Origin of the sequence: Nocardia aurantia, assembly GCF_009604425.1 — a bacterium.
Classification (GTDB): domain Bacteria; phylum Actinomycetota; class Actinomycetes; order Mycobacteriales; family Mycobacteriaceae; genus Nocardia; species Nocardia aurantia.
The window spans coordinates 103,155-126,637 of the sequence record NZ_WEGI01000005.1 but is presented as its reverse complement, the minus strand read 5'-3'; the positions used below and the strand labels follow the sequence as shown (position 1 = coordinate 126,637).

Sequence of the window (23,483 nt, the reverse complement as noted above, 5' to 3'; positions counted from 1 at the left end):
TCGGTCCCGGCGGCAGCTTCTGCCGCCGGGATTTCGGTACATTCGGCACGTGACGGCGACACCAGCTGTCAATCCCCGCCGTGCAAGACCCCGACACAGGTAGCTTGAGGAATTGATGGCTGACAACGAGGGATTCCCCCAGACCGCCGACGGCGCCGCGGAAACCGCCGTCGCATCCACCCCGGCTGCCCAACAATCGGGCGGCACCGCCGCCGGGCAATCGGGCGGCACCCCTGCACCCACCACCGATCTCTCGGTGGCCGAGTTGCGGGAGTGGTTGCGCCGCTGGGTCGCCGACGCGACCGGGCAGCCGATCGAGCAGATCACCGTGGACCGGCCGATGGAGGAATTCGGCCTCGCCTCGCGGGACGCGCTCGCTCTCGGCGGCGATATCGAGGAGCTGACCGGCGTCACGCTCAACGCGACGATCGTGTATCAGCACCCGACCATCGCCTCGCTGGCCGAGCGGATCGTCAACGGCGAGCCGGACGTCCCGGAGGGCCCGCTCGACGAGGCGTTCTACACCGCCGCCCACCTCGCGGGCGACGCGCACGACGTCGCGATCGTCGGCCTGTCCACCCGGTTGCCGGGCGCGGGCGACACTCCCGAATCGACCTGGGAATTCCTCGCCGCCCGCGGCGACGGCATCCGCGAACGGCCCCCGGGCCGGTGGTCGGAGTTCACCTCCGATCCGCGGCTGGCGGCGGCGATCGACGCGGCCAACACCAAGGGCGGGTACCTCGATCAGGACGTGATCAAGGGCTTCGACGCCGAATTCTTCGCGATGTCGCCGCTGGAGGTCGAGCGGGTCGACCCGCAGCAGCGGCTGATGATGGAGCTCACCTGGGAGGCGCTGGAACACGCGCGGATCCCGGCGAACGAGCTCAAGGGTGAGCCGGTCGGCGTGTTCATCGGCTCGTCCACCAACGACTTCATGCTGATCGCGGCGCTCGGGCTGTCCGCCGAGCGTGATCCGAACGTGCCGGTGTCGGCCGAGGCGTACTCGCTGATGGGCAGCGCGTCCTCGATCATCCCGAACCGGGTGTCCTACTTCTACGACTTCCGCGGGCCGTCGGTCTCCGTCGACACCGCGTGCTCGTCCACCCTGGTCGCGGTGCACCAAGCGGTGCGCGCGCTGCGCTCCGGCGAGGCCGACGTGGCGCTGGCCGGCGGCGTGAACATGCTGGTGGCGCCCGCCGCGACGCTGGGCTTCGAGGCGAACGGCGCGATCGCGAAGGACGGCCACGTCAAGGCGTTCTCCGCCGATGCCGACGGTTTCGTCCGGTCGGAGGGCGGCGGCCTGGTGGTGCTCAAGCGCCTCGCCGACGCCGAGCGCGACGGCGACCAGATCTACGCCGTCATCAAGGGTTCCGCGGTGAACAACGACGGCCGCTCCAACGGCCTGCTCGCCCCCAACCCGGATGCCCAGGCCGAGGTGCTGCGCCGCGCCTACCGCGACGCGGGCATCGCGCCGACCTCCGTCGACTACGTCGAGGCGCACGGCACGGGCACCCTGCTCGGCGATCCGATCGAGGCGGACGCGCTGGCCCGGGTGATCGGCCGCGGCCGCGACGCCGACAAGCCGGTGCTGCTCGGTTCCGCGAAGACCAATTTCGGCCACCTGGAGTCGGCGGCCGGTGCGGCGAGCCTGGCCAAGGTGGTGATGGCGTTGCAGCACAACGTCATTCCGCCGAGCGTGAACTACGCCGGGCCGAACCCGTACATCCCGTTCGACCAGGCCCGGCTGCGGGTGGTCGACGAGCCGACCGAATTCCCGCGCTACAGCGGCACCGCCACCATCGGCGTCTCCGGCTTCGGCTTCGGCGGCACCAACGCGCACCTGGTCATCCAGGAGTACGTGCCCGCCGCCGAGCCGACCGGCGAGGAGTTCGCGGTGCCCGCCGGGCTGGCGGCCAAGGCCGAGCTCGAGGGTGACGTCGAGGACGAATTCGACGACGAGACCACCGAGGTGATCGCCGACGCGGAAGCGATCGTCGCGCAGGCCGATGCGGCCCCCGCCGCGAACGAGCCGGAGTGGACCGCCGCGCGCGCGACCCCGCTGCCGGTGATCCTCCCGGTCTCCGGCTACCTGCCGTCCCGTCGCCGCCGCGCGGCCACCGATCTGGCCGACTGGCTGGAATCAGCCGAGGGCGCGTCGACGCCATTGGCCGATGTGGCCCGCACCCTGGCCAAGCGCAACCACGGCCGGTCCCGCGGCGTGGTGCTCGCCACCACGCACGAGGAGGCGATCGCGGGCCTGCGGGCTGTCGCCGCCGGCAAGCCCGGTCCCGGCGTGTTCACCGCCGACGCCCCGGCCGCGCACGGCCCGATGTGGGTGCTGGCCGGTTTCGGCGCGCAGCACCGCAAGATGGGCAAGCAGCTCTACCACGAGAATTCGATCTTCGCCCGGACCGTCGACAAGGTCGACGAGCTGATGGAGTTCGAGACCGGCTACTCGGTCCGGGAGATGATCCTGGACGACGAGCAGGACTGGGACGTCGGCACGTCCCAGGTCGGCATCTTCACCATCCAGGTCGCCCTGGCCGAGGTGCTGCGCGCGCACGGCGCCGCGCCGGAGGCCGTGGTCGGCCATTCGATGGGCGAGGCCGCGGGCGCGTACATCGCCGGCGGCCTGAACCTGGAGGACGCGGTGCGCGTGATCAGCGCCCGCTCCCGGCTGATGGGTGAGGCCGAGCAGGCCCTCACCGACGATCAGGTCCGCAACATGGCGCTGGTGGAGTACAGCGCCGACGCCATCGTCGAGGTGCTCGCCGACTATCCCGACCTCGAGGTCGCGGTCTACGCGGCGCCGACCAACACCGTGATCGGCGGCCCGCCGGAGCAGGTGCACGCGGTCGTCGCGCGCGCCGAATCCGAGGGCAAGTTCGCCCGGGTGCTGCCGACCCGCGGTGCCGGACACACCTCGCAGATGGATCCGCTGCTGGGTGAGCTTTCCGCGGAGCTGGCCGGTATCGAGCCCACCCCGCTGCGGGTAGACCTGTACTCGACCGTGCATCGCGACGCGGTGTACCCGACCGGCAATCCGGCGGTGCACGACGTGGACTACTGGGTCACCAACATGCGGCACTCGGTGTACTTCACCAACGCGGTGCGGCACGCGGTCGACAACGGCATCACCACCTATCTGGAGTTGGCGCCGAATTCGGTGGCGCTGATGCAGGTGCTGGGCACCACCTACGCGGCCGGCGTGCACAACGCGGCGCTCATCCCCACGCTGAAGCGCAAGGAGGACGAGTCCGCCGCGGTGGTCGCCGCGCTGGCCCAGCTGTACGCGCAGGGCCATCCGGTGGACCTGAGCTCGCTGCTGCCCGCGGGCCCGTTCGCGAACGCGCCGCGTACGGCGTTCCTGCGCAAGGAGTACTGGCCGAAGGCGAACATCGCGGTCGGCGGTTCCGGCACCGGCCGGGTGCCGGGTTCGCACGTGGCGCTGCCGGACGGCCGGCACGCCTGGGAGGTGTCGGCCGATGTCGTCACCGATCTCGGCGCGCTGGTGACCGCCGCCGCGGCGCAGGTGCTCGCGGATGTCGCGCTCGGCGCCTCGGTTGCCCGGGCCGCGGTGCCGGCGAGCGGCCTGCTGACCACCACGCTCACACCGCATCCCGGCGGTGCGTCGGTGCAGGTGCACGCCGCCGGGAGCGACGGGTTCCGGCTGCTGTTCGACGCGGTCGTCAGCTCCGGCGCCCCGCTGCCCGTGACCGCCGTGGCACCCGCCGAAACCCCGGCGCCGCGCGAAACCGCTGCGGTACAGGAGGATTCGGCCGACACCGGTGCGTCGTTCGGCGAGCGCTGGAGTCCGGACAGCACCGAGACCATCGACGCGCGACTGCGCGGCATCGTCGCCGAGACCATGGGCTACGCGCCCGAGGATCTGCCGATGGAGATCCCGCTCATGGAGCTGGGCCTGGACTCGTTGATGGCGATGCGGATCAAGAACCGGGTCGAGTACGAATTCGACATCCCGCAGCTGCAGATCGCCGCCGTCCGCGACGCGAGCCTCGACGAGGTCGCGAAGATGCTGCGGTACGCCATCGAACACCGCGACGAGGTCGAGGCGCTGGCCGCCGGCGGCGGCACACTGACCGTCGACGAGACCGTGGTCGCCGCGGCCCGTGCGGCCATCGAATCCGGCGCCGATCCGGCGGCCGCCGCCAAGGCCGCCGCCGGGGTCGGGACCGCCACGCAGGCAAGCGGTTCCGAGACCGTCGACGGAACCGGTACCGGCCCTTCGGAATCCGGTGTGATCGACGGAACCGCCACGGCTGCAGCCGGTCTCGGCGTCGCCGCCGAAAGCGCCACGGCCCCGGCCGATTCCGAGACCAGCGGCGAAACCGCCACGGCTGCCGCCGAATCCGGTGTGCGGACCGAGGCCGGCCGCGAGGAGAACGTGCCCCCGCGCGACGCGGCCGAGCGGCTCACCTACGCCACCTGGGCGACCGTCACCGGCAAGTCGGCCGGCGGCATCTTCAATCTGCTGCCCGCGATCGACGGCGAACTCGCCGGCAAGCTGTCGGAGCGGTTGTCCGAACGGGTCGGCGCCACGGTCGATCCGGCCGAGGTGCGGGCGGTCCGGACCATCGAGCAGCTGTCCGACATCGTTCGCAGGCATCAGGAGGACGGCGGCAGCCTCGACGGCTTCGTCCGCACCCTGCGGGCCAGGCCCGACGGAGCGGCGACCGTGCCGGTCTTCGTGTTTCATCCCTCCGGCGGCAACACGCTGGTGTACGAGCCGCTGCTGAAGCGACTGCCAGCCGACACCCCGATGTACGGCTTCGAGCGGGTCGAAGGTTCCATCGATGAGCGCGCGCGGCAGTACATTCCGGAGATCCGCAAACTGCAGCCGGAGGGTCCGTATGTGCTGTACGGCTGGTCGCTGGGAGCGGTGTTCGCGCTGCAGGTCGCGCAGATCATGCGGTCCGAGGGCGCCGATGTCCGGCTGGTCGGCCTGATCGATCTGGCGCTGCCGGTGGACAACGAGGTCGACACCCCCGAGGAGCGGGTCCGCCGGATCGAGCGGTACCAGGCCTTCGCCAAGAAGACCTACGGATTCAACGGCGAATTGGATCAGGAGCAGATGGAGGAACTGGCCGGCGTCGACGATGCCGAGCAGTTCCAGATCATCTCGGAACTCATCAAATTCGCCGGTGTGCAGATCCCCGGCGGTGTGCTGGAGCATCAGCGCACCTCCTGGGTGGAGAGCCGCGAGTTGCAGAAGGTGACACCCAGCCGGTATGACGGTGATACCGTGCTGTACCTTGCGGATCGATACCACGACGGAATCATCGAGCTGGAACCGCGTTTCGCCGACCGCCGGCCCAATGGCGGCTGGGACGAGTACATCCCGAACTTGGAGATCATCCACATCCCGGGCGATCACCTCCAGATAGTCGATGAACCGCGGATCGCTACGATCGGCGCCGACCTGACCGCGAAGTTGACCGAGATACAACGCAGCTGACCGATATCCGAGGGGAGATCTGTGAGCACCACCGCCGAGAAACTCGCCGAACTGCGCAAGAAACTCGAAGTCGCGCAGGAACCGGCAGGCGAAGTGGGGGTGGCGAAACGGACTCGCAAGGGCATCCCCTCGGCCCGGGATCGGATCGGCATGCTGCTCGATCCCGGCAGCTTCGTGGAAGTCGGTGCGCTGGTACGCAACCCCGGTGACCCCGACGCGCTCTACGGCGACGGCGTGGTCACCGGGCACGGCCTGGTCGAGGGCCGGCCGGTGGCGGTGTTCTCCCACGACCAGACCGTGTACGGCGGTTCGGTGGGCGAGATGTTCGGCCGGAAGGTGGCCGCGATCTACGAGTTCGCGGCCAAGGTCGGCTGCCCGGTGGTCGGCATCAACGATTCCGGCGGCGCCCGCGTGCAGGAGGCGGTGACCTCCATGGCCTGGTACGCCGAGCTCGGCCGTCGCCAGGAGCCGCTGTCCGGCATGGTGCCGCAGATCTCGATGATGCTCGGCAGTTGTGCCGGCGGCGCGGTCTACGCCCCGATCAACACCGACGTGCTGGTGGCCACCGAATCGGCCTACCTGTTCGTCACCGGGCCGAAGGTGATCCTCGAGGCCACCGGCGAGGATGTCAGCCTGGAGGAACTGGGCGGGGCGCACAGCCAGGCGCAGTACGGCAACATCCATCACGTCGCGAAGGACGAGGCCGCCGCCTTCGAATGGGTGCGGCAGTACCTGAGCTACTTCCCGTCCAGCTGCCAGGAGGAGGGCCCGGTGATCAATCCGGGCCTGGAACCCGAGATCACCGACAGCGACCGGGAACTCGACACGATCGTGCCCGACGCCGACAACGCCGCCTACGACATGTACGACATCCTGCTGCGGATCTTCGACGACGGCGACTTCCACGAGGTGGGCGCGGCGGCGGGCCGGAACCTGATCACCGGTTTCGCGCGGGTCGACGGGCGGGCGGTGGGCGTGGTCGCCAACCAGCCGATGATGTACGCGGGCGCACTGGACGCCCGCACCGCCGACAAGGCCGCGCATTTCGTGCGGATCTGCGACGCGTTCGAGATCCCGCTGGTGTTCGTGGTCGACACACCGGGTTTCCTGCCCGGGGTCGAGCAGGAGAGGATCGGCGTCATCAAGCGCGGCGGTCGGTTCATCGCCTCGTATGTGGAGGCCAGTGTGCCGAAGGTGACGGTGGTGATCCGCAAGTCGTACGGCGGCGGCTACGCGGTGATGGGCTCCAAACAGCTCGGGGCCGACGTGAATCTGGCCTGGCCCACCGCCCGGATCGCGGTGATGGGCGCGGAGAGCGCGATCAGCCTGATCGGCGCCCGGCAGCTGGCGGCCGCGCCGGAGGATCAGCGCGAGCAGTTGCGCAAGCAGATGATCGACTTCTACAACGCGACCATGGCCACGCCGTGGGTCGCCGCCGAGCGCGGCTACGTCGACGCGGTCATCGAGCCCGCCGCCACGCGCCTGGAAATTCGCCGGGCCCTGCACCTTCTGCGGGACAAGAAGCTGATTCGCAACCCGCGCAAACACCATCTGTTCCCGTTCTGACCGCCCCACCGGCCGGAACACGACCGCAATCATTGTCTTTACCGGAATCAGCGGGACCGGGGACCACGGTGTGAGAGCCTTCTGCTATGGGTAGCTCACCGAAGGCTGTACTAGAAGGCGGACCGTCCGACCTGTCGCAACGGATCGTCCCGATAACTCCACCGGGTATCGAGTTACGTATTGCGCACGACGGCGGTTACGAGCGGTTCAGGGTGACCCCGCGCTGGCGGGACACCTCCGAGGGCAGCCTGCCCGTCTACGAATGGTTCGAGCACATCGAACACTGAGCTCGCTCGCCCGGTCCGGTTCCCCAGACGAGTCGCGGGCGGCGTACCGAGGTACGCCGCCCGCCCGTTCCGAATTCCGCCGAGCCGATCCGCCGCGGTGTCCGCCCACGGATCGCTCGATAGACTCAGTACATCCTGATCTGGCCCGGTGACCAGAATCCCGATCGGGTCTGCTCCCCGGTATCGATCTTCGCCGGGGTGGCGTTCGGGTAGTAGCGGTCGAAGCGCTCCAGCGAACCCCAGTCCCGCGCCCAGTCGCCCTTCAGATAGGTCGGGATCGTCGAGGCGCCGGCCAGCATGTTGGCGAAACCGTTGATGCCACCGAACTCCTCGGCCTGCCAGGTGTCGGTCGAACTGACCGCGAGCGGTCGGTCCGGCTTGATCCGGAAGTTCGGCATATCGGCCACGCCGTCACGATGCAGGAACGGCTGCTGGCAGGGGAACTGCAAGCCCACCGCCCAGTCCTCCAGCACCTCCTGTTTCGTGCCGATGTAGTCGCCCAGCGTCTGCAGGGCCGGCACCCGGGGAGCGGTGAAGGCCAGCCACTGGTCGCCGATCAGCACGTTCCGGTTGGCGACGACGCGGATCGCGTCGGCGTCGCCGGCCAGCGCGTCCATCGGGACGCGCAGGTTGCGCCAGGACGGCGCCGGGCCGATATCGCGCGGGATGGTGCTGCCCTGCTTGGTGACGGTGCCGTCGGGGTTGCGCTTGCCGTACTCGACCACGAGGTCCTGGCCGTACTGGAGTGCTCCCGCGGTGTCGTAGGACAGGATTCGCCCGGCCGCCGAGAGCACGACCAGCGGCGACTGCGGTGAGCGCGCGGGCAACTCGTACCAGCTGGAGGTCAGATGCGCCGGCTCCTGGATACCGGCCTGGTAGCTGCCCTGCACCGGCGTGGTCTTCGGATCGAGACCGAACGGCAGTGCCACCGTACTGCCGTTCACCCCGGCGTCGGCGATGCGGCCGCCCCCGGTGCCGGCGTTCTGCCCGTCCGCCATGTTGACGCCGACGGACTGGGTGGTGGTGTTGCCGGAACCCGGTTTCACCTCGACCGAATCGGCCTTCAGCGTGTCGGGAATCCCGTTGGGGTCGAAGCCGGTCGGGTTCTCGCCGGCCAGCGGGTCGCCGTTCTTCGGCGGATGCGCCGGATCGATGATCGGAGTCAGGTTGCCGCCGTTGACATTTCCCTCCACGAGCACGTCGTTGGCGAGTCCGCATGAATTGCCGCCCAGCGCATCGAAATTCGAGCGGGCCAGCGAATAGGACGGGTACTGCGAGTACGCGCCCTTGGCCAGCGACAGCACCTCGAACGCCACCATGAGCAGCGCCACCAGCGTCAGCGGCACCCCGGCCAGCCGGCGCGCGGTGGCCGCGCGCCGCGGCCGGTCGCCCGGCGGGGCCACGTAGTCCTCGCGCAGCGCCTGCCAGCCCACCAGCGCCAGGGCCAAGCCGAACAACACCAGCATGATGGTGTTGGACTGATGCCCGTGCAGCTGCACCGGCTTGTCGAACCACGGCACACCGTAACTGGAGACGTACCAGTACCCGTTGGTGCCGGAGAACGACACCGCCAGCACGAACAGCAGGCCCGCCAGGAAGATCGAGCGGCTCTTGCGCGACCGCAGCGTGGTCCGCGACACCGCGATCGCGGTCGCCGCCGCCAGCGCACCGGCGAGACCGGCGTACGCGCCGAAGTGGTGGGTCCACTTGGTCGGGTTGAACATCATGAAGAAGATCGTCCCGGCCACCATGCCGATCAGCCGCCAGGTCGGCCCGGAGGCCAGCCCGGGAACCTGCCGCCGGCGCAACAGCACCAGCGTCGTGGTGATCAGGCAGAGGATCATCGCCAGGAACGCGAAGCGGCGCGACACCGAGCCGTCGACGGTCTGGACGAACAGGTAGTAGTAGCGGAGGTAGTCCTCCCACCACGCCAGGTTGGGGCCGGTGATCTGCCGGATCCGGTCGGCCTCCTGGATGTTGGCGAAGGTCTGGTCGCCGTAGACGACGGTCAGCACCAGCAGGCCGGCCGCGCCGATCGGGGCCAGCTGCGGCAGCGTCGCACCCAGCCGGCGGCCCGCGCCTCGCGCGATGAGTTCCCGGCGGCGGCGCACCACGATCCGGACCAGCGGGCGGATGGCGGCCAGCAGCGCGGCCACGCACATCAGGCCGGTCGGCGCCGCCGCGAGGGTGAAGGCGGCGAAGAACACCGCCACCGCGGCCGGCAGCAACCGGCTGGTGGCGATGGCCCGTTCCAGCGACACCCAGGTCAGCATCGCGCCGAGCGCGACGATCGGCTCCGAGCGCAGGCCGTTGTCGTACGGCAGCCAGAACGCCAGGAACACCATGCCCGCCGTCCACAGCGCGACGGAATCGCCCCGGACCAGCGGGTGCCGGCCGAGTGCGCCGCGGCTGCCGCGACCCAGGCGCGGCAGCACCTCCCGGCTGATCACCAGCCAGCACAGGATGCCGCACAACAGCGCCGGAATGCGCACCCACCAGCTCGCGGTGGAGATGTTCGCGAACTCCTGGATGACGTAGTAGTACCAGCCGAACGGCGACTCCGGGACGCCGTACCAGCGGAAGTAGTTCGCCAGGTAGCCCGCGTGCGGGGCCACCCGCACCATGGTCAGGATGTAGCCGTCGTCGGAGGTGTTGGCGCCGATGAAATGCCAGATCCCCAGCGTGCCGATCACCGTGCCGTCGGCCCAGGTCGGCCGCAGCCAGCGGGCGGGCAGGATGCGCCGATGACCGCGGCCGTCCGCGAGATCGAGCCGGGCCAGCGCCAGCAACGCGATGAGCGTGCACAGCACGGCGGCGATCGTCGCGACGATCTTGGTCAGCGTGGGGTGCGAGGTGAACCGGGAGTCGACGGTCATGTGGAAGGACAGCCCGGCGGGCGCCGCGCCCTTCAGATCGGAGAACACGCCGACCACCTGCGGCCGCAGATCTCCGTTGAGGGTGCCCTCGACCGGCGCCGTGACCAGTTCGGTGGCGCCCGCGGGACCACCGGCCACCGGCCGCTCGACCGTGGCGGTGAGCCCGGTGAACGCGGCGCTCGTCCGGTTGACGTCGGAGCTGATGTCGATCGAGGTGCAGCGCCCGAGGTCGGCCCGCTTGGCGCTGGCGACGATGGCGTTGCGGTCCACCACGTCCACCGAGTTCTCGGTGACGCGCACGAACAGCGACTGCAGCGCGGACCGATCACCCTGCGGCGGGGCGGTGTTCAGCAACAGGCCGCCCTGTGGCAGCTGCGCCGCCACGGCGCACGGGATGCTCGCCCGGAGATCGACCGGCACCTGTGCCATCAGCGGGGACTCGAGGTTGCCGATCGTCTCGCTCTGCGGCCAGTTCACCTCCGCGGTGGTCTGCACCACCGGCAGGAACGGGGTGGCGAGTGCGAACAGCGCTCCGAGCAGCCCGGCGATGGCGGCGATCAGCCGCGCGGCACGGTAATCGCTCGGCTTGGGCACCGGCGGGGGCGGTGCCGGCTTCGTCAGGACTGCGGTTGCGACATCGGACACGGTTGGGAATGGTATCCGCATCGAGCCGATATCCGCCCACAGTGCACACGAGCACACAGCTGATTCCGTCCGGACGCGACATTCGCCGCTCACCACGGGCCGGAAATCCGGCACTCCGGCGGGCCGGAAATTCGAACCGGGCCGGAATCCGGCGGTCAGCGTGTCTTGATCGGCGCGTCCTTTCCGAAGCCGCCGCGATCCCGGACCGTGACGTCGATGGTGGCGGGCCGGGCATCCGGCCGATACGGCGTGAAACGCTCCAGCTCGCCCCAGTCCCGATCCCAGTTGTGGTTCAGGTAGGTGGACAGCGTCGTCGGCTTCGACAACAGTCCGGTCCAGCCCAGCGGACCGCCGCCGATATCGTCCTGCCAGGCGTTGGCGGCGTCGGAGCCGACCCGGTCGGGCAGGATGCGCCAGCGCGGGGCCTCGGCCACGCCGTCGGCGTGATCGAACGGTCGCTGGCACGGGAAGGCCAGCCCCACATGCCAATCCGCCAGCACCGGATCGGTGCGGCCGACCACCGCGTCCAGGGTCGCCAGCCGTGGCAGCCGCGGCGGGGTCACGGCCAGCCACTGCCGCGCGGTCAGGTCGTTGGCGACCGCGACCAGGCGCACGGCGTCGGCGTTGGCGGGCACCCGATCCAGCGGCACCCGCAGATTGCGCCACGACGGCGCGCCGCCGATATCCAGCGGCAGCACCGAGGTCAGCGGCGCGACCGAACCGTCGGCATTGCGATGACCGAAGTCCAGCCGCAGGTCCTGGCCGTAACTGACCACCCCGTCCTTGTTGATCGACTTGATCCGTCCGGCCGCGGTCACCACCAGCACCGGCCGATCCGCGTCCTGGCGCGCCGCCGGATCGAGGCGATACCACTGCGAGGTCAGCTTGGCCGGTTGCTTGTCGCCGGTGGTGTAGTTGCCCAGCACCGGGGTCCGGGCCGGATCCAGCCCGAACGGCAACAGCGCGGCGCTGCCGTTCAGCCCCGGGGCGGTCGCGGTGCCGCCGCCGGTGCCGGCCGCGGTGGTCCGGGTGGTCTTGTTCTTGGAATTGGCGTTGATCGAATTCGCGCCGCCGGCCACGGTCTCGTCGGGATCGGCGGTGAGATCGTCGGCGACGCCGTCGGGGGTGAAGCCGACGTTGTCCTCGGGCGTCGCGGCCAGCCCGTCCTTCGCGGCGCCGGAGTACGGCTGCAACAGCGAATCCGCGGTATCGGTCTCCACCAGCACCTCGTCCGCCAGCGCGCACGGCCGGCCGGTCAGCGCCCGGACATTCGATTTCGCGATCGAATACGCCGGATACTGGGTCACCGCCGCCTTCCCGAACGAGGCCACCTCGAACAGCACCATGAACGCGGCCGCGATCGTCAACGGCTCGACCGCGAACCTATCGAACCGCCACCGGACCGGCCGGGCCGCCACGTACGGCTGCCGGTAGTACCGCCACGCCGCGACCAGCAGGCACACCACCGCCAGCCCCAGGAACGCCGTCGAGAAGCCCTTACCCGCGATCATCGGCGGCTTGTCCCACCACGGCACGCCGTAACTGGACACGTACCACCACCCGTTGGACCCGGTGAAGGTGATCGCCAGCAGGAAACACACCGCCGCCGCGAACAGCGACCGGAGATAGGGCGCCCGAATACCGTTGCTGCCCACCGCCATCGCGGTCAGCGCCGCCAGCGACCCGGCCAGCCCCGCGTACACGCCGAAATGATGCGTCCACTTGGTCGGCGTGAACATCATCAGCAGCAGCGACATGAACACGATCCCCAGCACCCGCGCCGACGGCCCGCGCGAGGTACCCGGAATGCGCCCGTTCTTCCGCAGCATCACCAGCACACAGACGCCCAGGCACAACAACATCCCGAGAATTCCGAACCGGCGGGCCAGCCCGCCGTCCGGCGACAACATCAGCAGCGAATCCCAGCGGGTGCGCTCGTCGAACCAGGCCACATCCGGCCCCACCAGCTTCCGCACCCGCGTCGCCTCCAGCACCGAGGCCAGCGTCTGATCGGCGAAAACGACCACCAGCACCAGCGTCCCGGCCGCCAGTCCCGGCGCCAGCAGCGCCGCGAACCGCAGCCAGACCGACCCCGCCACTCCGGATGTCGCCGTGCGCGACACGACACCCGTTTCGGTATCGCGTGCCGCGCCGCCACCCGGTCCGGTGGCGCCGAGGGCCCGCGCGATGAGCACCTGCAACACCGGCCGCGATCCGGCGATCAGCGCCGCGAGACAGATCAGCCCGGTAGGCCCGGCGGCCAGCGAGAACGCCGCGATCAACACCGCGAGCGCTGCGGGCAGCAGCCGCCGGGTGGCGATGGCCCGCTCGACGGAACACCAGGTGAGCAGCGCGCCGAGGGCGATCAGCGGCTCCGGGCGCAGGCCGTTGTCGTAGGGCAACCATGCGGCGAGGAAGACCAGCGCCGCGGTCCAGCGCGCCACCCCGCTGATCCGCAGCGCGTCCGGATGACCCGGCTGTCGCTGCCCGGGACCGAGGATCTGCTCCTGCCGAGCGTCGTGGGCGTCGCGGATCCGCCGCACCCGGCAGCCCAGCCGCGGCAACACCTCCCGGCTGATCACCAGCCAGCACAACACCCCGGCGAGCAGGGCCGGCAGCCGCATCCACGGACCCGCGTCGGTGAGCCGGGCCATCCACGCCAATACCTCGTACGGCCAGCCGAACGGAGCCTCGGCCACGCCGAACCAGCGGTAGTAGTTCGCCATGTAGCCCGCGTGCCGCGACACCCGGGCCATGGTCAGGATGTATCCGTCGTCGGAGGTGTTGGCGCCGATCACATACCAGAGCACGAGGGTGCCGAGCGCGACCCCGTCGGCCCAGGTCAACCGCCACCAACGCGACGGCAATACCCGCCGATCCCGGCGCCCGTCGGTGGTGTCCAGCAGGTGCAGGGCGATCAGCGCGATCAGGGTGAGCAGTACGGCGCCCACGATGGCGACGAGCTTGATCGCGCTGGGCGAGGAGGAGAACCGGCTATCGATATCGGCGTGCAGATGCGCACTGCCCAGCCGCGCCCGGTCCAGATCGGTGAAGACACCGACGATCTGCGGCCGGGCATCGCTGGTGACGGTGGTGCGGTACGGCGTGCCGTCCCGATGCCGCGCGCCGACGAGTTCGGCGGTGGTGCCGGTAGCGGTGGAATGCACGGTGAGCGCGGTGCATTCGGCGATCTCGGCCACCGGCACCCGGAACAGTGGGATATCGCGCACGATCACCGACAGCGTCGGCCCGCCCGCCGCACTCGAATCACCCGTCGTCCCTGCTTCGTTCGCGGAATTCGGTCCGCTCACAGTGCCGGGCCCATTGCCGTTGCCCGAATTGGTCGCAGTGCCGGGTCCGTTGCCGGCGGTTCCGGATCTGTTGGCCGTGCCCCCCGATCCGTTGGATTCGCCCGGGGCGCTTCCGGTTTCGCCGCCGGTTGCGGAGTTCGTACCGATCACCTTGGCAACCAGCCCCTTTGCGGCGGCTTGATCGGCCTGAGCGGGTACGGTCGCGATCACGGTTCCGGCGGGCAGATCGCGGATCGCCGTGCAGGGCACCGAAATATCCACGCCCAGCGGCACATACGCCACCAGCGGAGCCTGGACCTCGAGTGACTGAGGCTGTGGCCAATCCAGAGTGGCTCGGTCCTGGCGTACCGGCAACAGCGGCACCGCCACTGCCAGCAGCACACCGAACAGACCTGACAGCAAAGCGATCAGCCGGATCCGGGACAACGCCGGGGAGTCTGCGCGCACGAAGCACGATGCTAGCCATAAGCGATCGCGGAATCTGCCGGCATCCACCATCCGAGCCGGGAGACCGGGCACGCAATCGAATGAACAGGTCGCCCAGCCGCCGCGAGTGGCAGCGCAGGCGCGAGTTATCCACAGAAACGCGACTTATCCACAGGAATGTGCGGTAGTCCACAGACTTGTGCACAGTCAGGGCCCGTCCATGGACAACTGTTGTCCCGGTCACTGTGGATCGCGCTGAGCATCACACCGGCCTGATCGCGGCAGTGGTGCCACCGGGACAATGTCGCCCCGCGGATCGACTCGGGCCGGAACGGCACCGATGCGGATTCAGTGCCGGACGGTGATCACGGTGAACGGGCCGACGGCCGTGCTGTGGAAACGCGGGTCGTCGAACAGGGTCTTCGGGAAGGTGACCGTATAGCGCCGCACGTTGGGATCGTTCGGGTAGACGTCCTCGGACAGTCGCAGGGTGTAGTTGTCCCCGCTGGTACGGAAGACGAACGCGTCCGGCGCTCGCCAGGGGCTGACGGCGAGTGCGTCGAGCAGTTCCGCGGGCGTCTTCAGCGAACTCCAGCGCCCGATCTCCTTCGCACGACCGGAGAAATCGGCCAGCGGATTGGCGTAGTGCGAGGTGAGCGCCTGGAAACCGAAGTACGGATAGTAGGCCAGGAAACTGGTGTCGGCCGTGAGCACCACGGTCTGGTTCCGCGGCCGGCCGGTATCGGCGAGCAGGGTCTTGTCGACCTCCCGGTACCACGACACCGCGGAGGGGCTGCGCTTGTCGGCCCGTTCGCCGTTGCCGTCGGTATCGGTGTAAGCGGTGGTGATCTCGTTGCTCAGGATGTCCGGGATGTGCTGGGCGAAGGCCAGCGCCGCCAGCACGGACACCACCACGGCCACCGCCCGGAACCGCTGCGGCTCGTTCAGCGCCTGGTAGACAGCCCGGCCCCCCTCCACGAGTCCGAACACCCCCGCCGCCGCGAGCAGCACCTGCAGGATCGGCTCCAGCCGGAACGACAGCAGCGTGGTGCCGCCTACGGTGACGGCCATCGACAGCAGTGACCACAGATAGATCGCGACCACCGCGATCCCCAGCGCCTGCGCCCGCCGCGACCCGCCCGACCGCAGTACCAGCCAGATCGTGCCGACCAGGCACAGCGCGCCCAGCAGCGAGAACTCGAACATCGGCAGCGGCAGCCGCGACCCCGATTCCGGCAGATAGTGGAACGCGGTATTCGACAACGCCCGGCCGCCGGTCAGCGCCTTGCCCAGGTAAGGCGCCCAGACCAAGAGCGCCAGCACCCCGGCGAGCACGCCCATACCGATCAGCCGAATCAGGATGGGCCACAACAGCCGCCACGGACTCGTCCGCCGCTGCCACCACAGCGACAGCCAGGCCAGGAGCGCCATCAGCACAACGGCGAATACCGCCACCACGAAGAACAGGCTGTAGGACATCGCCGAAACACCCAGGAACAGGCCGGTTCCCAGCACTGCCCCCCAGCCCCCGGCCGTGGCGGCCGGATCACCTGCCGAGCCGCCACGGGCCGGCGGCCGGATGTCGTCGCGCTCTGCCGCCAGGTTGTCCGCGGAGGAGCCGCCGGTTTGCTGATCACGCAGGGTATCGGTGTGCCGATCAGCCGCACCGGCTTCCCGTGTCGTGATGCCGGACCGCCGGGGATCGATGGCCTGCTCGCGATCGGCAGCGTCGACTTCGGCGGAGCCAGAGCCGGTTTCGGGGACAGCGGGACTCCGTCCGACCGTCGCCGACGAAGCGTCGCGCACGAGTTCGGGGCGGTACAGCGCTCCCCAGGCCAGCACCATGGCGGGTGCGAACAGGATCACCAGGACGGCGCTGTACGCCTCCGGCGACGCGTACGCGACCATGACGACCGTGGTCACCGCCGCGACGGCGACCGCCCAATCGGCCCGAATCAGCTTGGACCACAGCACATATGCGAGTACCGAGGCGATCGCCAGCGACATGATCGCCCAGGGCTTGAACGCTTCCCAGCCCGCGACACCCAGCAGGTTCGCCACCCGGCCGCCGACCCAGAACCAGCCCGCCGGATAGAACGGGGGCAGTCCGGTGTAGGTCATGTCGTGCAGCGCCGCGGTATCCGTGAGCCGGGTCAGGTATTCGGTCCGGAACTCCTGATCCACCGAGATACCCAGCAGATACAGCTTGGTGGCCGCCAGCGGCATTCCCAGCGTGACCGTGACGAAGCCCGAAATGCCCACCCAGGTCAGCACTTCGGCGAATCGCCGGGCCCGGCGCAACCGGATCAGCGTGACGGCCACGACCAGCAGCGCGATCGTCACGACCTGACCGACCGTGGTGATCGACCGGGTCACGTTGGAGGAGTTGAACGCCGGCCAGTGCACGATCGAGAACGCCTCGAGCCCGACGGCCGCGACGACCGCCGCGACCACGATCGCGAGCACCGCCTCACCGAGTCCCGCGCCGACCTGCCGGACTAGTTCTCGCACGCCGCCTCCGCACCTCTCCATAGCCTGTGGACCCGGGCCGTGCGTCAGCCTACAAGTAGCCGCGAATCCCGCACGGTCCGTGCACGCCGGTCACCGCGGCCGCGGAACCCGGCTGTGGACAACCGGCCGCCTGTGGACAACCGGACCCGTTCCGTGTCCGGACCACGGCGGATCCGGTGCGGACTTCTCCGCGATGTACCGGACCAGGCCCTGGCGCGAGCGCCCGACACAGGCAACCCGACTTCGGAGGCACCCGTCGCTGCCGGGCGTATCAGAACTGCGGACAGCCTGCGACGCCACGCGAATACGCCGGAAGGGCACCGCCTCCGACGTCGGAAGGGGCACCACCCGCGACGTCGGATGGGCCACCTCCGGCGACGCCGGAAGGCCCGCGAGCCGGTGACGCAGAGTCGGCCCGCGACCGAATCAGATGGGCATCCCTGCCGCCCGGTCGACGGGGGGACGCCGTGCCGGCCGTACGGCGGCTGACGGCCGCCGTCGCCGGGATCGCGTCAGATCGGCAGCTTGCGGAAGATCGGCCGCGGGATGTGGCGGAGGATCATCATCACGTAGCGGAAGGTGCCGGGCACCCAGATGACCTCGCGGCCCTTCTCGGCAGCGGCGACGGCCTCGGCCGCCACCTCGTGCTTGTCGACCGTCAGCGCGTTCTCCTTGACGTGCGCCGACAGCTTGGTGCGTACCTGGCCGGGACGGATGACCAGCACCCGGGGGCCGAAGGACCGCAGCGCCTCGCCGAGGCCGAGGTAGAAGCCGTCGAGGCCGGCCTTCGTCGAGCCGTACACGAAGTTGAAGCGGCGCACCCGCTCGCCGGCGACCGAGGACATCGCCAGGATGCGGCCGTAGCCCTGCGCCTTCATCTTCTCGGCGAGCAGCACGCCGACCGACACCGCGGCGGTGTAGTTGATCTCGGCCATCATGACGGCCTTGCGCTGGTCCTGCCAGAAGACCTCGCCGTCGCCGTCGATACCGAACGCGACGATCGCCACGTCGACATCGCTCTCGGCCCACGCGGCCTCGATCACCTTGGGATGGCTGCCGGTGTCCAGCGCGTCGAAGTCGACGAGTTCGACCGACGCGGCGCCCGCGGCCTCGACCTGCGCCACCGCGTCCGCGCGCAGCGGATCGTTCGGCAGGGCGGCGAGGATCACGCGAGCCGGACCCTTCTTCAGGTACTCGCCGACGATCGCCAGACCGATCTCCGAGGTACCGCCCAGCAACAGAATCGCCTGCGGATTACCCACTGCGTTGATCATTTGCTGATCTCACCGCTCACTGCAGCTCCAGCCTTCTCGCCATATCGGACATGAACACACCGTGCGGATCGACGCTGCGGCGGACCTTGATCCACTCGTCGATCCGGGGATACATCTGATGGAAGGTCTCCGCGGAGGTGCGGGAATCCTTCGCCGTGTAGAGCCGGCCGCCGAATTCCAGGACCCGGCGGTCGAGTTCGGTCACGAAGTCGTTGAGCCCGGCCGTGATCGGGAAATCGACGCACACGTTCCAGCCCGGCATGGGGAAGCTCAGCGGGGCCTGGTTGCCCGGCCCGAACAGCTTGAACACGTTGAGAAACGAGTAGAACCCGGACCGCTGGATGTCGCGGATGATGTTCTTGAACTCCTCGACCGCCTCGGGCGGCACCACGAACTGGTACTGCAGGAAGCCGTGCGAGCCGTAGGCGCGGTTCCACTCACCCATCATGTCGAGCGGGTGATAGAACTGCGTCAGGCTCTGCACCTTGCCCCGATAGGTGCCCGACTTGCGGTACCAGAGTTCACCGATCGGCGTGAACGTGTACTTGTTGGCCAGCCCGTTCGGGAAGATGTCCGGCACCGTGAAGAAGGTCTTGCCGTTGAAGCGCAGCGGATCCTTGCGCAGCTTCGGCGGCAGCTGGTCCAGTGTGGCCAGGTTGCCCCGGGAGATCGCGGCCCGGCCCAGTTTCGGCTCGGGGCTGATGGCGTCGAACCAGGCCGAGCTGTACGCGTAGCGATCCTCGGAGCCGTCGCTGTGGAAGGCGACCGTCTCGTCCAGATCGGCGGTGACGTCGCCGTCGGCGATGAAGTACGCGGACTCTGTCGGCGTCATCTCGATCGTCGCCCGCAGGATGATGCCGGTCAGGCCGCAGCCGCCGATGGTCGCCCAGAACAGCTTCGCGTTGCGCTTGGGGGAGATGTGCTGGATCTGCCCATCGGCGGTCAGCAGATCCATGGAGCGCACATGGTTGCCGAAACTGCCGGCGCTGTGGTGGTTCTTGCCGTGGATGTCGGAGCCGATGGCGCCGCCGACGGTGACCTGCCGGGTGCCCGGCAGCACCGGAACCCACAGGCCGAACGGCAGCGCGGCCCGCATGAGCTGGTCGAGGTTGACGCCCGCGTCCACGTCGACCAGGTGGGTATCGCGGTCGATGCGGTGGATGCGGCTCATCGCGGTCATGTCGACGACGAGGCCGCCGGCGTTCTGAGCGTTGTCTCCGTAGGAGCGGGCCAGGCCGCGCGCGATGACACCGCGGCGCAGATGGGCCGGCTTCGACTCGTTCTCCTCCGCGACGAGGGCAACGGCCTTCGCGATCAGCTCCGGATCGCTGGTGGAGAGCACTTCGGCGGAGGTCGGCGCGGTACGACCCCATCCCGTGAGCCGCCGCGTACGCGTCGGCAGCGAGTACGCGTCGGTACCCGTCGTGGTCTCGGCCGAGGCCACCGCCGTGGAGGTCTGAGCATTCGTGGACATCGGGATAGAGGCTACAGGCATGACCCGACAAAGGGCCGGGTGTCGTCTACGTCACCCCGGTTCGGGACCGACGTCACAGTTCAGGGCCGTCAACCGGTCCCCGCGCCACCTCCGCGGCGGCCGATCCGATGATGCGATCGGCGGGCCGGCCCGAGATCGTTACGGACAGTAGGGCGGCGCCACCGCACCCCTCGTTCCGGACACGGTTCGTGGCGATCGGCCGGTCCCGCTACCCTCATCCAGGTGAGCGCGGAGCCCCATGTCCCTCTTCCGGTCGACCTGCCCGTGGTCGCCGAGCAGCAGGCCGCCGTCGATCTGAAGACCCAGATCGTGCGGTTCGTCCTGTCCGGCGGATTCTCCGCGATCATCGACTTCGGCCTGTACATCCTGCTGGGGATCGCCGGGCTGCCGGTGGCGGTGGCCAAGTCGATCAGCTTCGTCGCCGGCACGACAACGGCGTATCTGATCAATCGGCGCTGGACATTCCAGGCCGAGCCCAGCCGCAAGCGATTCTTGGCGGTCGTCGCGCTCTATGCGGTGACCTTCGCCGTGCAGGTGGGGATCAACCAGATCCTGTACGTCACGCTGGACGACCACTGGTGGCGGAAGCCGCTGGCATTCGTGATCGCGCAGGGCACCGCCACCGTGATCAACTTCGTGGTGCAGCGCGCGGTGATCTTCAAACTGCGCTGAACCCGGCCGGGTGCGAACCCGACCGAACCGGCCCGGCCGGGACGGACCGGGCTGAGACCACCGCGGTCGGCTCAGGCCGGGGTCAGGGTGACGGGAACCCCGTTGAACACGGCGTTCCCGGACGGTACATCGATCACGGAGTCGTCGGTCAGCACGTTGGCGTTCACCCCCGCGTGCGCGCTCGCCACCGACTGGCTCGCGGTATCCGCGTGGCCCCAGCCGTGCGGCAGGCTGACCACCCCGGGCATGATGTCGCCGTTCGGCTCGACCGCCACCGTGAGGGCACCGGCCGCGGATTTCACCACCGCGCGCTCGCTCAGCCCGAGCCGGCTCATATCGTCCGGATGGACGTGCAGGGTGCACCGGTTCGACCCGCCGACCAGGGTCGGTACGTTGTGCATCCAGCTGTTGTTGGACCGCAACTGACGGCGGCCGATCAGCACGACATCGGGTGCGGCGTCGCTGAGCCGGCCCGTGAGCCGGGCCACATCGGCGAGCAGCGGCTCGGGGGCCAGATCGACCGTGCGGGAGGCGGTCCGTAGCACCTCGGGCAGCCGCGGCCGTAGCGGGCCCAGGTCGATCCCGTGTGGATTGTCCAGCAGCACTTGCAGATTCAGCGGGCCGTACGGTGTGGGCAGTGCGGCCGAATTCCATTCGCCGTATGCCCCGAGGCGCAGCATCAGATCCAGCCGCTGTTCGATGGTGTTCTCGCCGAGCAGATCACCGCGCCGCTCCGGCATCCCGGCCTTGTGCAGCATGCCCGCGATGACCAGTTCGTCGACCGAGTCCATTGCGCTGCGGCCGGGCTCCGGCTGCTGCCCGGCCAATGCCAGCGCCAGCCGGGCCAGCACCTCCGACTCCGAGGGCCGGTCGTCCAGCGGGACCAGCGGTCGCGAGTACCGGGCATAGTTGTGCACCGCGAACGCCAGCAGCGCGAAGTCGTAGTGCGGCGATTGCAGGGTGCGCGGCGGCGGCAGGATGACATCGGCGTGCCGGGTGGTCTCGTTGAGGTAGCGGTCGACGCTCACCATGAAGTCGAGGCCGGGCAGCACGCGGTCGAGCCGGGCGCCGTTGGGCGCGGACAGCACCGGGTTTCCGGCGACCGTGACCAGCATCCGGATCTGCCCCTCGCCGGAGGTCTCGATCTCGTCGGCCAGGGTCGCGACCGGGAATTCGCCCATGGCCTCGGGCAGTTCCCGGACCCGGCTGGTCCAGCGGCCGAGCCGGAACGGCCGGCTGCGCACGATGCCGAGCGTGGCCGGTGTGGCCCACATCGCGCCGCCGGGGGAGTCGAGATTGCCGGTCAGCACGTTGACGACATCCACCAGCCACTGCGTGATGGTGCCGAATTCGGCGGTGCAGGTGCCGATGCGCGCGTAGACGGCCGCCGTGGGCGCGGCCGCCAGCTCCCGGGCCAGCCGGACCACGGTCGCGGCCGGGACGCCGGTGCGCCCGGACACCACCTCGGGCGTGAACGGCGCTGCGGCGGCACGGATCTCGTCCAGGCCGCTGACCTCGACCCGGACCGCGGTGAGCTCCTCGGCGAACAGGGTGTGCACGATCCCGAACAACAGATAGGCATCGCTGCCCGGCCGCACGAAGACGTGCTCGTCGGCCTGCTTGGCCGTGCGGGTGCGGCGCGGATCGACCACCACGAACCGCCCGCCGCGCTGCCGCAGCGCCTTGATCCGGCCCGGATAATCCGGTGCCGTGCACAGCGATCCGTTCGATTCCAGCGGATTGGCCCCGAGCATCAGCAGGTAGTCGGTGCGGTCCAGATCGGGGACCGGCACGCTGAGCGGATCGCCGAACATGAGACCGCTGGCGACCTGCTTGGGCATCTGGTCGGCGGTACTGGCCGAGAAGAGATGACGGGTGCCCAGCGCCCGGAGCAGTGCCGGGAGATAGAGAGCGCCGGCCACGGTGTGCGCGTTCGGATTACCGAAGTACAACGCGGCGGACTGGCTGCCGTGCGCGGCGGTCAGCGCCGGCCCGCGGGCGGCGATGAGATCGAAGGCCTCCGTCCAGGAGGCGGTACGCCAGGTATCGGTGGCGCGGTCGCGGATCATCGGCTCGGTGAGCCGGTCGGGATCCTCGTCGAGATGTCCGAGGCTCGCGCCCTTGGGACAGAGGAAACCCCGGCTGAAGGGGTCCTGCCGATCGCCGCGGACGCCGACGACATGATCCTCGGTGTCGAGGGTGACTTCGAGCCCGCACACGGCCTCGCACAGCGGGCAGGTGCGGAGCAGATTCCGGGTGGTCATACCGTCCATCATGACCCTTCGGTCCGACAGAAACGGTGGAAACCGGACGGACCGGGTGATCCGGTCCGGCCGGTTCAGCTCGCGATGCGGGCGACCTGCGGCTTGCGGCCGGAGCGGGCCGCGCGGATGGCGGCGGCCACCGCGACCAGCGGCGGCGTCCAGCGCGCCTCGTGCGGCGCGACGGACCAAGCGGCGGTGCCGGCCGACACGCGGCTCGGCGGCAGCGGCACACCGGCGCCGTCGGTGTGGACGACCACACCGGCCTCGCGCAGTGCCTCGATCGCCATGGCGGCCTTGCGAACACCGGCGACGATGTGGATCTCGCGACGCTCGATGCCCGGCAGCTCGATGATCGGACCGGTGAGGTTGTTGGCGCGGAGGTAGCGGCGGACGGTGGCGGCGAGTTCGCCGGTGACCTCGATCGCCGCGATGTCCTCATCGGTGATCAGGCAGATGCCGTTGGCCGTTTCGGCGACCGTCCAGCCGCGCTGGATGTAGTCCTGCGCAGAGGCGGCCAGTTCGGCGGCCGAGACGGAAGTCGGAAACGTCGTACGCACTGTCTTCTCCATTCCCCGGGGTGGATCCAAGTCGAGCTTCGTTGTTCATGGGGCGTATCGGAGCGGGCCCTCGCACGTGTTACACGTCCGCGAAACTTTTTCGGGCGGCACCGTATTCGTCAC

Annotated in this window: 11 protein-coding genes; 4 read left to right on the top strand and 7 right to left on the bottom strand. The window is 69.5% G+C overall.

Going from position 1 to position 23,483, the window contains the following annotated elements; all coding sequences use genetic code 11:
• Positions 1–115 precede the first annotated feature (115 nt).
• The 3 genes from pks13 (at position 116) to NRB56_RS12350 (ending at position 7,329) form a co-directional block, all read left to right on the top strand.
• Positions 116–5,476 carry a polyketide synthase Pks13 gene (gene pks13 / locus NRB56_RS12360; protein ID WP_153341583.1) on the top strand — a complete coding sequence of 1,787 codons (5,361 nt, stop codon included), beginning with the start codon at positions 116–118 and terminating at the stop codon, positions 5,474–5,476.
• 21 nt (positions 5,477–5,497) lie between these two features.
• Positions 5,498–7,042 (top strand): acyl-CoA carboxylase subunit beta, encoded by a 1,545-nt coding sequence (locus NRB56_RS12355; protein ID WP_319942894.1) that lies wholly within the window; start codon positions 5,498–5,500, stop codon positions 7,040–7,042.
• 86 nt (positions 7,043–7,128) lie between these two features.
• The gene (locus NRB56_RS12350; RefSeq protein ID WP_153341581.1) at positions 7,129–7,329 is read left to right on the top strand and encodes a DUF5988 family protein; all 201 of its coding nucleotides are present in this window, start codon (positions 7,129–7,131) and stop codon (positions 7,327–7,329) included.
• 125 nt (positions 7,330–7,454) lie between these two features.
• Here the strand turns inward: NRB56_RS12350 and NRB56_RS12345 are convergent, their stop codons facing one another.
• The 5 genes from NRB56_RS12345 to NRB56_RS12325 all read right to left on the bottom strand — a co-directional run bounded on the left by NRB56_RS12345 (position 7,455) and on the right by NRB56_RS12325 (position 19,846).
• Positions 7,455–10,871, bottom strand: coding sequence for an arabinosyltransferase domain-containing protein (locus NRB56_RS12345; RefSeq protein ID WP_153341579.1), 3,417 nt, complete (start codon positions 10,869–10,871; stop codon positions 7,455–7,457).
• Positions 10,872–11,005: 134 nt separating this feature from the next.
• On the bottom strand, positions 11,006–14,608 hold the full coding sequence (locus tag NRB56_RS12340) for an arabinosyltransferase domain-containing protein (protein WP_319942893.1): 3,603 nt from the start codon (positions 14,606–14,608) through the stop codon (positions 11,006–11,008).
• A gap of 327 nt (positions 14,609–14,935) precedes the next feature.
• Positions 14,936–17,119, bottom strand: a complete 2,184-nt coding sequence (locus NRB56_RS12335) for a galactan 5-O-arabinofuranosyltransferase (protein ID WP_153341577.1) — start codon at positions 17,117–17,119, stop codon at positions 14,936–14,938.
• Between the two features lie 491 nt (positions 17,120–17,610).
• On the bottom strand, positions 17,611–18,372 hold the full coding sequence (locus NRB56_RS12330) for a decaprenylphospho-beta-D-erythro-pentofuranosid-2-ulose 2-reductase (protein WP_153341575.1): 762 nt from the start codon (positions 18,370–18,372) through the stop codon (positions 17,611–17,613).
• A 16-nt stretch (positions 18,373–18,388) separates the two neighbouring features.
• Positions 18,389–19,846, bottom strand: coding sequence for an FAD-binding oxidoreductase (locus NRB56_RS12325; protein ID WP_227837598.1), 1,458 nt, complete (start codon positions 19,844–19,846; stop codon positions 18,389–18,391).
• Between the two features lie 237 nt (positions 19,847–20,083).
• On the opposite strand from NRB56_RS12325, the gene NRB56_RS12320 reads away from it, so the two are divergent.
• Positions 20,084–20,539, top strand: a complete 456-nt coding sequence (locus NRB56_RS12320) for a GtrA family protein (RefSeq protein WP_319942982.1) — start codon at positions 20,084–20,086, stop codon at positions 20,537–20,539.
• A 71-nt stretch (positions 20,540–20,610) separates the two neighbouring features.
• On the opposite strand, the gene NRB56_RS12315 is transcribed toward NRB56_RS12320, so the two are convergent.
• Together NRB56_RS12315 and NRB56_RS12310 are read right to left on the bottom strand one after the other, a co-directional pair.
• Positions 20,611–22,803 carry a molybdopterin-dependent oxidoreductase gene (locus NRB56_RS12315; RefSeq protein ID WP_194290830.1) on the bottom strand — a complete coding sequence of 731 codons (2,193 nt, stop codon included), beginning with the start codon at positions 22,801–22,803 and terminating at the stop codon, positions 20,611–20,613.
• A gap of 74 nt (positions 22,804–22,877) precedes the next feature.
• A complete protein-coding gene (locus NRB56_RS12310; RefSeq protein ID WP_153341571.1) occupies positions 22,878–23,372 on the bottom strand; it encodes a hypothetical protein in 495 nt (164 codons plus the stop codon).
• Positions 23,373–23,483: the final 111 nt, after the last annotated feature.